The sequence below is a fragment of the Priestia sp. YIM B13552 genome (assembly GCF_042787775.1).
GTDB lineage: Bacteria > Bacillota > Bacilli > Bacillales > Bacillaceae_H > Priestia > Priestia megaterium_E.
Window position 1 is genome coordinate 64,232 of record NZ_JBHZOU010000007.1, and the last position, 12,822, is coordinate 77,053.

The 12,822-nt window shown below is 39.0% G+C and carries 13 protein-coding genes and 1 riboswitch; of the genes, 9 read left to right on the forward strand and 4 right to left on the reverse strand.

From position 1 onward, the window contains the following. Positions 1–36 precede the first annotated feature (36 nt). The 4 genes from ACFX40_RS23025 to ACFX40_RS23040 all read left to right on the forward strand — a co-directional run bounded on the left by ACFX40_RS23025 (position 37) and on the right by ACFX40_RS23040 (position 3,814). Positions 37–630, forward strand: coding sequence for an undecaprenyl-diphosphatase (locus ACFX40_RS23025; RefSeq protein WP_013055082.1), 594 nt, complete (start codon positions 37–39; stop codon positions 628–630). Positions 631–782: 152 nt separating this feature from the next. Next, a complete protein-coding gene (locus ACFX40_RS23030; RefSeq protein WP_013055083.1) occupies positions 783–1,202 on the forward strand; it encodes an organic hydroperoxide resistance protein in 420 nt (139 codons plus the stop codon). A gap of 105 nt (positions 1,203–1,307) precedes the next feature. Further along, positions 1,308–1,490: riboswitch (cobalamin riboswitch) on the forward strand. 133 nt (positions 1,491–1,623) lie between these two features. After that, complete coding sequence (locus tag ACFX40_RS23035) at positions 1,624–2,421, forward strand: HoxN/HupN/NixA family nickel/cobalt transporter (protein WP_013055084.1); 798 nt, start codon at positions 1,624–1,626, stop codon at positions 2,419–2,421. Between the two features lie 262 nt (positions 2,422–2,683). Beyond that, positions 2,684–3,814, forward strand: a complete 1,131-nt coding sequence (locus ACFX40_RS23040; protein ID WP_060746138.1) for a M20 family metallopeptidase — start codon at positions 2,684–2,686, stop codon at positions 3,812–3,814. 69 nt (positions 3,815–3,883) lie between these two features. Here the strand turns inward: ACFX40_RS23040 and ACFX40_RS23045 are convergent, their stop codons facing one another. Continuing rightward, positions 3,884–4,306, reverse strand: a complete 423-nt coding sequence (locus ACFX40_RS23045) for a DoxX family protein (RefSeq protein ID WP_060746104.1) — start codon at positions 4,304–4,306, stop codon at positions 3,884–3,886. 305 nt (positions 4,307–4,611) lie between these two features. Here ACFX40_RS23045 and ACFX40_RS23050 point away from each other — a divergent pair, with 305 nt between their 5' ends. Both ACFX40_RS23050 and ACFX40_RS23055 read left to right on the forward strand, forming a co-directional pair. Continuing rightward, the gene (locus tag ACFX40_RS23050; protein WP_028410168.1) at positions 4,612–5,136 is read left to right on the forward strand and encodes a type 1 glutamine amidotransferase domain-containing protein; all 525 of its coding nucleotides are present in this window, start codon (positions 4,612–4,614) and stop codon (positions 5,134–5,136) included. A gap of 635 nt (positions 5,137–5,771) precedes the next feature. After that, a complete protein-coding gene (locus tag ACFX40_RS23055) occupies positions 5,772–6,260 on the forward strand; it encodes a DinB family protein (RefSeq protein WP_060746105.1) in 489 nt (162 codons plus the stop codon). Positions 6,261–6,287: 27 nt separating this feature from the next. On the opposite strand, the gene ACFX40_RS23060 is transcribed toward ACFX40_RS23055, so the two are convergent. Continuing rightward, entirely contained in the window at positions 6,288–7,040 is a 753-nt protein-coding gene (locus tag ACFX40_RS23060; protein ID WP_098579327.1) for a lipase family protein, read from the reverse strand. A 256-nt stretch (positions 7,041–7,296) separates the two neighbouring features. Here ACFX40_RS23060 and ACFX40_RS23065 point away from each other — a divergent pair, with 256 nt between their 5' ends. After that, a complete protein-coding gene (locus tag ACFX40_RS23065) occupies positions 7,297–8,751 on the forward strand; it encodes an alanine/glycine:cation symporter family protein (protein ID WP_050688464.1) in 1,455 nt (484 codons plus the stop codon). 32 nt (positions 8,752–8,783) lie between these two features. Here the strand turns inward: ACFX40_RS23065 and ACFX40_RS23070 are convergent, their stop codons facing one another. Beyond that, positions 8,784–9,839, reverse strand: a complete 1,056-nt coding sequence (locus ACFX40_RS23070; protein ID WP_098525291.1) for an aromatic acid exporter family protein — start codon at positions 9,837–9,839, stop codon at positions 8,784–8,786. Between the two features lie 143 nt (positions 9,840–9,982). Here ACFX40_RS23070 and ACFX40_RS23075 point away from each other — a divergent pair, with 143 nt between their 5' ends. After that, a complete protein-coding gene (locus tag ACFX40_RS23075) occupies positions 9,983–11,149 on the forward strand; it encodes a M20 family metallopeptidase (protein WP_028410164.1) in 1,167 nt (388 codons plus the stop codon). 54 nt (positions 11,150–11,203) lie between these two features. Here the strand turns inward: ACFX40_RS23075 and ACFX40_RS23080 are convergent, their stop codons facing one another. Continuing rightward, complete coding sequence (locus tag ACFX40_RS23080) at positions 11,204–11,659, reverse strand: ferritin-like domain-containing protein (protein ID WP_377256454.1); 456 nt, start codon at positions 11,657–11,659, stop codon at positions 11,204–11,206. A gap of 151 nt (positions 11,660–11,810) precedes the next feature. Between ACFX40_RS23080 and corA the strand changes: the two genes are divergently transcribed. Further along, entirely contained in the window at positions 11,811–12,776 is a 966-nt protein-coding gene (gene corA / locus ACFX40_RS23085; RefSeq protein ID WP_013055095.1) for a magnesium/cobalt transporter CorA, read from the forward strand. The last annotated feature ends 46 nt before the right edge of the window (positions 12,777–12,822 follow it).

Genomic DNA, 12,822 nt, shown 5'->3' on the forward strand with positions numbered 1-12,822 from the left:
GCTAATGACATTTAAAAATAAGAAAGGATTTCGATTATGTTATCAGCTATTAATTCAGTAGATTATACCATCTTCCACGCGGTGAATCAGTATGCCTCACACGTAAAGCCTCTAGATTCGCTGATGGTATTCTTTGCAGATTATGCCCAGTATGTACTTATCGTTTTACTCGGCTTGTTTTTACTTATTAATAAAAACGGCAGCCGTGTTGTAGCATTTCAAGCTTTGTGTGCTTGTGCCACAGGAGTCATTATCAATAAAGTGATTAGTTTATTTGCTTATCGAGATCGTCCGTTTATCTCTCACCACGTGAATCAGCTTATTGATCACGCCGCAAATTCTTCATTTCCAAGCGATCATGCTACATCTGCATTAGTTATCACTTTTACCATTTGGCTGCATTTCAAACGTTCAGGGCGCATGTGGGTTGTCATGGGCGTACTCATTGCCTTTTCACGCGTATGGGTTGGCGTTCATTATCCATTCGATGTGTTAACAGGAGCCGTTTTAGGCTGCGTGCTGGCGCTGTTTATTCATTATGTTATTTTTAATACGAAACTGATGAGAGCTATTACCAACTTGTCTATTTTTCGAAAATCAGCTTATGACGAACAGTCTCAATATTATTAAGAAAAAGTCGCAAATACGCGGCTTTTTTTATTGGGGAATTTTTAATGTATTTAATACTTGTTTTTTAAAATTAAATTGTGTACAATTAAATAACAGAAACGATAAACAAAAAACTTTTAATAAAATTAATGAAAAAGAGGAGAGGTTTATACATGAAAGCTTTATATGAAACAACAGTCGTTAACACAGGTGGAAGAACAGGAGAAGTTCACTCTTTAGATAACATCTTTAACTTAGACGTTGCAACACCTCCAGCGCTTGGTGGAGAAGCAACAACAGCAACAAACCCAGAGCAGCTGTTTGCAGCTGGATACAGTGCTTGTTTCAACAGCGCGTTAGAATTTATGTTGAAAAAACATAACGTAGAAATCAAAAGCAGTGAAGTAAAAGCTACTGTTCAGCTGCTTCCTGATAAAGCTGATCAAGGAGTGAAAATTGGAGTAGCGCTTGAAGCTCATATTGAAGGCTTAGATTTAGAAACAGCGAAAAAATACGTAGACCTAGCTCACTCATACTGCCCGTATTCAAAAGCAATCAGCGGCAACGTAGACGTAACGGTAGAAGTAGTTTAATTGCTTTAAAAAGCCCTGCTAAGCATGTAAAGCTTAGCAGGGCTTTTTTATTTGAATTTTCTCTATTCATTTGTAAGCGGTACTAGTATAATGAGGAAGAAAATGAATCATTCGCACAGTTTAGGTGCTCTTACATAGCGTAAGAGGTAACAGGGAATCGAGTGCAAATCTCGAGCGGTCCAGCCACTGTAAGCAGGGAGTTTTCTATCTTATCGTCACTCAAAACGGGGAAGGCGGTAGAAAATGATGATCTCAAGCCAGGAGACCTACCTATTCTGTACACTTGACTCTTCTAGGAAAGAGGCGGTGTATCAAGGTACGCAGTGAGCAATTGCTGTTTATTTTCATATGCCGACACGTCCTCAATTTCTATAGAATTGAGGCTTTTTTACGTTTTATTTTAAAAAAAGGAGTGTAGGAAATGGAAGGTTTATCAGTTTTTTTACTTGTCTTTTTATTAGGAATCAGGCACGGATTGGATGCAGATCACTTAGCTTTTATTGACGGCCAGACCCGATATAATTGGAGAATGGGCAGCCGTTTTGCCCCTTGGGTCGGAACGCTGTTTTCACTAGGTCATGGAGGAATGGTGGCCGTCACGGCCGGGGTGCTGGGCGTGGTGATGAAGAATTTTACGTTTCCATCATATTTCGATCATTTTGCATCTTGGGTATCCATTATCTCTCTCTTTCTGATTGGAACATTAAACACATATCATTTGCTTCGAACTAAAAATAAAGAAGAAGAGTTTCAGCTGAGCGGATTAAAAGGGAAGTTTATTCCGAAAATCGCAAAAGGAACAACGAATCCTTTTTTAATTATTCTTGTAGGGGCATTGTTCGCTTTAGCAGCCGAAACGGTCAGTCAAACGGCCGTGTGGTCTCTAGCTGTAGGGAACGCAGGCAAGTATACGCCGCTTTTGTTGGGACTAGTGTTTATGTTTGGCATGATGCTTACAGATACAATCGATTCGATGATTGTACACAAAATGGTAAATGAATCGAGTAAATTTGGACAATCTGCTTCCCGCTTGATGGGCTGGGTTATTGTTGTCCTCGCGTATGGTGTGTCGTTCTATTTAGCATTCACTTTCTTTAACCCATGGGCCGAAGTAAACTTTGAAATGGTTGGCGTTATTCTGTTTATTTTCTTAGTGTCTATGTTTGTTTTTGTGAGTGTGAAGTCAAAAGGGAAAAATATTAAAATAAATGTCAATTAGTCAAACGAAACCTTTAATCTGTTGAAGATTGAAGCTTTTTTGTATGAATTTGTTGAAGTTTATGGCTATTTTCGGTCGGTTATGAATAAGTTAAAGTATTATCTGTATTTAAAGGATGGAAAATTGTCTGAAAACCATTATAATTAAGGATAATTTAAGGTCGTTATGTGAAACGTAGAACATAGTTATACGTACGATAAATAAAAGCATTTAATGCAAGCAGCAGGGGTTTTCTAGAGGAGGAATTGATTTGAGTCAGGTAATGGTAGAACAAAGCGTGTTTAGTTATTTAAAAGAACACGAACAAGAGATGCTCGAAGATTTAGTGGGATTTGTGAAAAAAGAATCACCGTCCTACAGTAAAGAGTTAGTAGATCAGTGTGGAAAGTATTTAACGCAGCTGTTTCAAAAGCGTTTAGGGGTAGGGTACGAAATCATAGAAGAAAAAGAAGTAGGAAACCACTTGAAATTTACGATTGGAGAAGGAGAAAAGCAGCTTTTAATCATCGGTCACTTTGACACGGTGTGGGAAAAGGGAAGGCTGAGTCTAAGAACAGAGGGAAACAAGCTGTACGGTCCGGGAATTTTAGACATGAAAGGGGGCATTGTACAATCTATATGGGCGATTAAAGCGATTCAAGAGCTTGGCTTACCGCTGGATAAAAAAATTGTGTTTTTCTGCAATTCGGATGAAGAGATTGGGTCAATTTCTTCTAAAAAATACATTGAAGAAGAAGCGCAAAGAAGTGAAGCAGTGCTAGTAGCGGAACCGGCGGTGGCGGGTTCAGGTGCGTTAAAAACGTCGCGCAAAGGAGCGGGAATTTTTACCGTAAAAGTATGGGGACGAGCAGCACACGCGGGTAATCACCACAAAGAAGGAATCAATGCGATTGAAGAGCTGGCGCGCCAAGTGATTTTCTTGCAGAGCTTAACAGATTATGAAAAAGGTACAACGGTGAACGTTGGGACATTTACGGGAGGCAGCGGTACAAATGTAGTGCCGGAATATGCAGAAGCGCACGTGGATTTACGTGTTTCTACAGAAGAAGAAGCAAAACGCATGACGGATATTATTTTGAATTTAACACCCATTTTAAAAGGGATTAAGCTCGAAGTAACGGGAGGCATGAATCGTCCTCCGATGGTCAAGTCTAAACAAACGGAAGAGTTATTTGAATGCGCTCAGTCAATCGCGGCCAAACTGGGTATGAAATTAGAAGAAGCAGCTGTTGGAGGAGGAAGTGATGGCAATTTTACAGCGGCCATTGGCGTTCCCACGTTGGATGGGCTAGGAGCATGCGGAAAAGGAATACATGCGGAATATGAACATATTCAAATTGATACGTTATCCGAGCGTTCTTCTTTATTTGCGAATTTGCTGCTGCAAATATAAAAAAAGCCCGCCTCAAACGGCGGGGACTAATCTGAGAGCTTATATTGGGAGAGTATAAGCTTTCTTTTTTTATTTACTGCTTTCTTCTTGAAGAGAAAAGGCAGTTTCTTTCTTTTTGAATACCACTGCATCAAGAGCAAGGAACTGGCTTCCTGCAAGAAATAAGTGAGCAGACATGGCAATTAAGGCAATATCAAACTCAAACCCGCCAACAAATCCGCTTTTAAGCTTGGCTGTAAAAATGGCGCCAAGCATAACTGCCACAAATAAAGCAGCTACGACTCTTGTTGCTAGACCAAGAATAATAAGAACCCCACCTACAAGTTCAATGGTTGCAACAATATATGCCATGAAACCAGGGATTCCTAAGCTATCGAAGAACCCTACTGTATTTTCAATCCCGCCTTGCCATTTTTGAAAGCCGTGCACTAAAAATGTAAAACCTAATACTAAACGAATAATAAGTGAACCAATTTCAACGTTTTTATTCACTTTACTTCCTCCTTTAAGTGTATTTGAAAAACACTACATTATGTAGTGTAAAAGCCTGAAAAAAGAAATGTAGCAATTAAATCAGAAAGTCTTTCTGATTTGGATAATTTTACAACATTATGAACATCACACTACACATTGTAGTGTGATGTTTGTCCCCAGTCAAGTAAAAATATAAAATTAGACCATTTGGCATACGAAAATTTTCTGAAGGGCACTTGAAAAATCCTTTAATTATGTATAATTTAGTCCCTTATTTTCAATCTTATTCTCCAACATGCTATACTGATGGCGGAGGTGTTACGATGCGCTTAGAAAATAAAAGAGTTATTGCGCTTGTTAGTGCAGACTTTGAAGATCTAGAACTATGGTATCCAGTGATGCGTCTTCGAGAAGAAGGAGCAGAAGTACATTTAGTTGGAGAAAAAGCAAACGAAACGTACATGGGGAAATACGGTGTTCCAGCCATATCGGACTACGCGTTTAAAGATGTTGATCCAGCTGAATATGACGCTATTTTAGTACCTGGAGGCTGGGCGCCGGATAAACTGCGCCGCTACCCTGAAGTAATTGAAATGGTTCGTCATATGGATGAACAGCAAAAGCCAATCGGCCAAATCTGCCATGCAGGATGGGTATTAATCTCTGCAAAAATCTTAGATGGCCGAAACGTAACAAGTACGCCAGGAATCAAAGATGATATGGAAAATGCGGGAGCTATTTGGCATGATGAAGCAGTCGTAATCGACGGCCACATCATTTCAAGCCGCCGCCCGCCAGACCTTCCTCCTTATGCAAAAGCATTTGCTGATGTACTAGCAGAGCAATAAGAAAAAAAGTCGAAACCATACTGGTTTTGGCTTTTTTTGTAAGGTCCGCTAAAAAAGAAATGATAAAGCAAATAAAAAACAATCATTAAAAAAGCGAGCAGATGCATCTGCTCGCTTTTGTTCGTGTTTCTTATCAGTAACTTGCTTTCTGCAAGTGTAAAAACAAAATGATTACTTTCTTTATAAAATCCATGATTACGGTTTTTGTATGTTTCGTTGTTGTTAGGGCACAATTAGCATTGATTGTGCTTGCATGGATTTCATCCATTGCCGCGGTTTGTTTTTCCACATGATCGATTAACCTAAACGACGCAAGCCCTACCTCTCTTGCATCCTTACGGCTCCGAAGCCGATCCAGTGTGAATAAGTTTTGTTCAAAGACATGTGTCGAATGCCAGTATTTTTACCTTGCATTGTACGATACATCCTTTCAAGTTACTTTCACTATGTCCAGCTCTTAAAGAAAAGCCAGAAATCTAAATATAACACCTCAGTTGATCTATGTCAAATAGAAAATGCAATTTTTTCACGTGAAACAATTGCAGCTAAAACATGGTTAAAGAAAGGGATATCTTTTTTATATGGAAGAGTTTTTTGATACGATAAGCTAGAGGAATCCTAGAGGAGGATGAAAAATGAATAAAAATGAACAGTTTCGAAATGATGTATTGAGCAGTGTAGAATCATTAACATATGAACAATTAAATCAACAGCCAGCATCTAATACGTGGAGCGTTATGCAAGTATTAGAACATTTATATTTGATGGAGCGCATGATTGTTTCACGTGTGAAAGATCAGTTAGAAAACGGTGTAGATCAGCCGACTGAAGATAAGCCGTTTCATTTAGCGGTAGACCGTGCGCGAAAAGTAGATGCACCGGCTCAAGTTACGCCTTCTAATGAAAAGCAGACATTAGAAGAAATGAAGAGTAAGTTGGCAGAATCGAGAGCGGCTTTAATAGAGCTAGAAGAAACAGCAAGTGAAGACAAGCTAAAGCAAAAATCATTTCCACATCCTGTGTTTGGGTTAATGGATTTAAAGCAGTGGATTGATTTTATTGGCTATCATGAAAAGCGTCATCAAGAACAAATAGAAGAAATCAAAACGGCAATTGGTGCATAAAAAAAAACAGGCAGTCCGCCTGTTTTTTTATTTTTGGACCAAAATAGGATAATCCGACATCATCCAAATACCAACACTATATGTTTGGGGATTATGGTTCCCTACGGTAGAGCCTGTTTGAATGGTAAACGAGAGTTGCAGAGGATCTTGATCATAATAAATCGTTTGCTTGGTGGAAGGGGAATAAAGGCGCTTCGGAGGGATTTTAGGAACCGTATCCGTCGTGTTAACAAAACAGCGGCTATTTGAAACAAGATTTGTGTATGTTTGAACGAATTGAGGATCACCTACTCGAGGAGCTCCGTAGTTGTACATTGTAACTTCCGGAAAAGATGCGTTTGTGGCGACATCTAAGGCATGAAGAGCCGCGAGTGCACCACCTAGGCTATGCCCTGTTATATAAAGTGGCTTGAGGGTAAGGGACTGATACGTTTCAAAAATTTCATCACGGCATGATTCGTAAACGGCTAAAAAACCTTCGTGAACGAGACCAGCTTGTTGATTGTATGGATAAGGGCGTTGCCTAATGCGAGCATCAGCAATCCAGTCTGCCTCAGATTGAGTTCCTCGAAAGGCAATTACGATAGAGTCATCAGATTCTAAAATAAAACCAAACCATTCTTGCACCCCTACGGCAGAAGCTTTAAACGATTTAATAAGCCGGTAGCCTTCAGGTACATCAAATGTGCCTCCCTGTGCGTATTGCTTATAAGCTAAGACGCACGCGTAAAGAAGGTCTAGAGCTAAAGGACGATAAAATAAAGGCTCTATTCTCATCATTGTTTTTCACACCTTTTAATAGAAAATAACTCCTATAGCCTATGTGTTCCTGAGAAGAAAGGTGCAGATATCTCTCTTTTGAAAGCGATAATTACGGAATGTAAACGGTTTATCATTGGATGTTTTTGAGGGTTTTATAAGTTTTTTTGTGTATTTTAACTAAAAACGAGTTTTAATTTAGAGTTTTATTGTTAAAATTTATAATTTAACTTATAATTTAAAATAGTCTGAATGAAAAAAATAAGGGGGTTATCGTTTGGAGCAATTTGTAACGAGTTTGAATAATGTGCTATGGAGCACACCTGTTATTTATGGGTGTCTTGCGATTGGCCTGTTTTTCTCAATTTTAACGAGGTTTTTGCAGGTACGACACTTAAAAGACATGGTTATGCTGATGTTTCAGGGTAAAAGCTCAGAAGCAGGAGTTTCTTCCTTCCAGGCACTGTCTTTAGCGCTGTCGGGACGAGTTGGAACAGGAAACATTGCTGGAGTTGCAACAGCTATCGCTTTTGGAGGTCCAGGAGCTGTATTTTGGATGTGGGCAGTTGCTTTTATTGGTGCTTCTAGTGCATTCATCGAATCAACACTTGCTCAAATTTATAAAGTTAAACAAGATGGCCAATATCGAGGTGGTCCAGCGTACTACATTGAAAAAGGAACAGGGATGAAATGGTATGGCATTTTATTTGCTATTGCAGCACTTGTTGCGATGAGTATCTTAATGCCGGGCGTTCAGTCTAACTCCATCGCGCTTGGCATCGACAACGCATTCGGCGTTAGTCCAACGGTTACAGCAGTAGGATTAGTTATTATTCTTGCTTTTATTATCTTTGGAGGCGTTAAGCGTATTGCAGGGGTGGCCCAATTCGTTGTACCTTTTATGGCACTTGGGTATATTATTTTAGCTCTTATTATTATTGCCATGAACATTTCTGAGTTGCCGGGAGTTATCGCCCTTATTTTTAAAAGTGCTTTTGCATTAGATTCTGCTTTTGGAGGAATCGTTGGTTTAGCTGTTTCTTGGGGAGTTAAGCGCGGCATTTATTCAAACGAAGCAGGACAAGGAACAGGACCTCACGCAGCAGCTGCAGCAGAAGTTTCACATCCGGCGAAACAAGGCCTTGTACAAGCTTTTTCGGTTTATATTGATACACTGTTCGTTTGTTCAGCAACAGCGTTTATGATTTTATTCACAGGCATGTACAACACGGAAGGACCAGGCGGTTCATTTATTATTTCAAATTTACCAGGTGTAGAAGCAGGGCCTGGATTTACACAAGCTGCTATTGAAACAGTGTTGCCAGGGTTCGGAGCTGGCTTCGTGGCAGTAGCCCTATTCTTTTTCGCGTTTACAACGATCATGGCATATTATTACATTGCTGAAACAAATATTGCTTACCTAACTCGCGGCAAGAACGGAAAGTGGGCTATGTTTGCATTAAAGCTTGTCCTTCTAGGAGCTACGTTCTACGGGTCAGTTAAACAAGCATCACTAGCTTGGGCGTTAGGTGATGCTGGACTTGGTATCATGGTATGGCTAAATTTAATTGCTATCTTAATTTTAGCTAAGCCTGCGTTAGTTGCATTAAAAGACTATGAAGCTCAGAAAAAACAAGGGATAGATCCTGTGTTTGATCCTGTTAAGTTAGGAATTAAAAATGCAGACTACTGGGAGAAAGAATATAAAAAAGATGAGTCACAAGTTTCGTAAATAAGAAAATCCTCACATATGTGAGGATTTTTTTATGAAGAAAGTGAGACAGATGAGTTATTTAAGTTATATCGATCCTTCAAACAATGAATACGGTGCAGTTCTTCAAGCAGATGGTGAATTGCAAGCAGTTCGTACAGCATTGTTGTTTCTGTTGAAAAAGGGTGATCCCCTCTGTGTTCTTCCTGCTTATGTGCCCAAAACCTTTGTTTTAAAGTCAAAACAAGCGTTTGATGGTGCAAAGAGCTTTTATATTGTTCATTTTGTAAGACGTTATGAAAGGAAGTGAAAGTATCCCATATTACTTGATGTCTTGCACTTTGCAGCTGATGAGCAGGCAAATAAATTAAATTACCAATATGGTAGACAAGCTGTCTCATAAGAGAAAGTTTTTTATATTCATAGTGAAATTTTCTCATAGCTGTACGAGTGAAATGGTGAAACTTCCATTCTTTGCGCTGATACTCACAAAGCGTCTCAATTTTTTCAATTTCAGCAGAAAGCTGCTGAAATTGAAGCTTTGTTTGTTTATGACAAGCGTGTACTTGGGAAAGCTCACTGCCTCTTTGCTGTAAAACGCCGCCCATTTGTTTTGAGAGATTTTGAATTTTCCCCGTAATAATCGGTGTATAATTAGGAGGAAGAACGATGATATTCACAAGTGAAGAAGTGAGCAGCCCAATACTAGTGGTCGCTAAGCGAATTAAAAACGATATAAAATAATGGTCATGCACAATCGTCAGCATAGCCACTCCTGTTAGCGTAGCAACGAGTGTTCCTGCATGTAAACGTAATTTATAACAGGATATAATAGTAGAAATGGCAACAAGCATATAGGTAAGCGGCGTTACCCCTAATAGAAATGTGTAAAGCATGGCAAAAGCAGCTCCGATTGCTGAAGCAGGAAAGCGGATGAATGCTTTTTTGATAGAATCGGCAGCGGTTGGTTCAATCGTAACAATAGCTGTAATAACAGCGAGCATATAAGGCCAGCCAATGGCCTGACAAATGAGCGCAGTTAAAAAAACGGCAATGCCTGTTTTAATAATACGACCGCCTAAAAAATTGAATTTTTTTACGTTAATCATTATGCATACCTTCTTTAAAACAGTTAGTAATTTAATTATAAGGCATATTAAGGTGATAGGAAAACCCGTCTTAAAAACTAGCTTTCAAAAAACGAATAAATATACTATAATTTGTTTAAATATTTAAAAGAGGAGTACAACTAATGAAACAATTAATAAATGAAACAATCAATAAATTACAGGATACATTTTATGATGTAAGCAAATATATTGGGCAAAATCCTGAGCTTGGTCACGAAGAATTCAAAGCTTGCAAAGCATTAACGGATGTTTTAAAAGAACAAGGCTTCACAGTTGAAATTGGTACATGTGACTTACCAACGGCTTTTACCGCTGTTTATGACAGTCAAAAGCCAGGTCCGTCGATTGGGTTTATGGCTGAGTATGATGCTTTGCCGGATCTCGGACATGCATGCGGACATAACTTAATTGGAACCATGTCCATTGCAGCTGGTATTGGTCTTAGTAAAGCAGTTGCAGAAACAGGCGGCAAAGTATACGTATACGGCACGCCTGCAGAGGAAACACGAGGCGGCAAAGTGACGATGGCCGAGCAAGGTATTTTTAATCATTTAGACGTAGCTATGATGGTACATCCTTATTACTGCCACCAAAAAAGCGGACGTTCTCTTGCGATGGATGCCATTCAGTTTGAGTTCTTCGGAAAATCCGCGCACGCAGCTGCTGCTCCTCATGAAGGAATCAATGCGTTAGACGGCGTATTACAAACGTTCAACAGTATTAATGCGCTTCGCCAGCATGTGAAGCCGGATGTACGAATTCATGGAGTGATTACAGAGGGAGGCAAAGCGGCCAACGTTGTGCCTGATTATGCAGTAGCGCAATTTTATGTCCGTGCTTCAACTCGTGCATATGTAGATAAAGTGACAGAAAAAGTAAAGGCATGTGCAAATGGTGCTGCTTTAGCCACGGGAACAAAATTGAAAATCTCAAACTACGAGTTTTCTTATGATGATATGCAAACGAATCAAACATTATCCGATGTCTATACAAATAATCTCATTTCATTAGGCGTAAGTGAACAAAGCATTACAGAAGACCAAGGCGATCATGGATCTTTAGATATGGGGAATGTAAGCCAAGTTGTTCCGGCTATTCATCCTTATATTCAAATTTGTGATGATTATTTTGTTTGTCATACGCACGAATTTAGAGAAGCAGCTTTAAGTGAGCAAGGAAGAGAAGCAATGATACTCGGGGCACAAACAATGGCATTAACAGGGTATGACGTATTAACAAATCAAGCGTTGCTCCAAAAAATCAAACAAGAATTTAATGCTACCAAGTAAGAGGTAATGATAAAACCATACCAAATAATACGCTTGCCACTGCAAGCGTATTATTTAGTATGAGAAGTGGGACTGAATGGTTCGGAAAATTTGACCGTGGCGCTGTTCATCGCTCGCAGCTCGAACAATGCGGCTTTGAATTCGAGCATTTGTGATTCTTCTAGCGATTGATTGATAAAATGGAACGGTTTCTACTTCATCTTTAATGGATTCAGAGACCCCTTCTTGAAAAGTATTTGGCAGTTTTATGTTCAATGAAATCTGTGGATAGCTGCCTGATAAATCATAATAGGCTTTAGAAAACCAGTCAAAGTGTTTACTTTCATCCTGCCGAATACCTGATATAGCTTGTTGAAATTGATTATTAGGAGCCAGCTCTGCTAGGCGTGTATAGTAGTGAATAGCGGAAAACTCATCGTTTACAGCTTTGTTTATATCTCTTAGAAGCTGTTCATCTAGTCTTGTATCATCTTCCCAATATTCTTCATGCCGGGAGTAAAATTCATTCATATGGATATACCTCCTCACCGTTTTGTTCTCTTGTCGTCACCATCATCGTATGTATAGACAAGAACAGACGTACATTAAAAGAAAAAAGTTTAACAAAATGGTAAAAAGGGTATGTGCAGAGAATAGTATCAAAAAAGACAGAGGTTATCTTATGATTAAAATTGTAGCTAAAACCAAAGAAGGAGCTATTAAAGAAATAGAAATGAATGAGATTCGTTCAAGCCATGACTTTCAATGGTATTGGGTTGATTTTTACAACCCCACCGAGGAAGAAAAAAAGCAGCTTGAACAATTTAATTTTCATCCTTTAGCAGTTGAGGACTGTTTAAATCAAGGTCAGCGGGCTAAATTTGAGTTGTATGATGAGCATTATTTTTTAGTCTATTATGCCCTTCATAAAGAAGAGCTTGAGCACTTAGAAGTATCTGCGTTTGTAGGAGATAACTTTTTAGTCACTTACCATATGGATAAGCTAACGAGCGTGGCTAGGGTGTGGGAGCTTATCAAAAAAGACCCTGAGGCTACCGAAGATGGAACATGGGATATCATGTATGAACTCTTAGATCATACCGTTGACGAATACTTCCCTGTGCTTTATAAATTTGAAGATCACATAGACGACATTGAAGACAATGCAAAAGACGAACCTATGGATGAATTAATGAGGCAGCTTTATGACATCCGAAGTGATTTGTCACGAATGCGCCGCATTTTAAACCCTATGAGAGATTTAATGTATCGTATTATGTCAACTAATGCGTTAAAAGCAAAAGAGCAGGTTCGCTATTTTAATGATATTTATGACCACCTATTAAATATGATTGAAATTATGCAAGCAAGCAGGGATTTGTCAAATGACATCCGAGAAAGCTTTATGTCCATTAACTCGGATCGTATGAACTCGATCATGTTTACGCTCACGCTTATGTCAGCTATTTTCTTACCGTTGACGTTTATTGCTGGCCTCTATGGCATGAACTTTTCATATATGCCGGAACTGACGGGGAAATATAATTATTTTATTGTACTTGGCATTATGATTGGGCTTGTAGGCGTAATGGTCTTTGCTTTTTATAAAATGGGATGGTTTAAATATCGAAAAGGACCTAAACTATAAAGTAGATTGTTAACCTTCCTGTATAAATGTTAATCAACTCAGTAAA

Coding starts and splice junctions, on each gene's coding strand:
- ACFX40_RS23025 (WP_013055082.1), top strand. CDS start 37: ATGTTATCAGCTATTAATTCAGTAGATTATACCATCTTCCACGCGGTG.
- ACFX40_RS23030 (WP_013055083.1), top strand. CDS start 783: ATGAAAGCTTTATATGAAACAACAGTCGTTAACACAGGTGGAAGAACA.
- ACFX40_RS23035 (WP_013055084.1), top strand. CDS start 1,624: ATGGAAGGTTTATCAGTTTTTTTACTTGTCTTTTTATTAGGAATCAGG.
- ACFX40_RS23040 (WP_060746138.1), top strand. CDS start 2,684: ATGGTAGAACAAAGCGTGTTTAGTTATTTAAAAGAACACGAACAAGAG.
- ACFX40_RS23050 (WP_028410168.1), top strand. CDS start 4,612: ATGCGCTTAGAAAATAAAAGAGTTATTGCGCTTGTTAGTGCAGACTTT.
- ACFX40_RS23055 (WP_060746105.1), top strand. CDS start 5,772: ATGAATAAAAATGAACAGTTTCGAAATGATGTATTGAGCAGTGTAGAA.
- ACFX40_RS23060 (WP_098579327.1), bottom strand. CDS start 7,040: ATGATGAGAATAGAGCCTTTATTTTATCGTCCTTTAGCTCTAGACCTT.
- ACFX40_RS23070 (WP_098525291.1), bottom strand. CDS start 9,839: ATGATTAACGTAAAAAAATTCAATTTTTTAGGCGGTCGTATTATTAAA.
- ACFX40_RS23075 (WP_028410164.1), top strand. CDS start 9,983: ATGAAACAATTAATAAATGAAACAATCAATAAATTACAGGATACATTT.
- ACFX40_RS23080 (WP_377256454.1), bottom strand. CDS start 11,659: ATGAATGAATTTTACTCCCGGCATGAAGAATATTGGGAAGATGATACA.
- corA (WP_013055095.1), top strand. CDS start 11,811: ATGATTAAAATTGTAGCTAAAACCAAAGAAGGAGCTATTAAAGAAATA.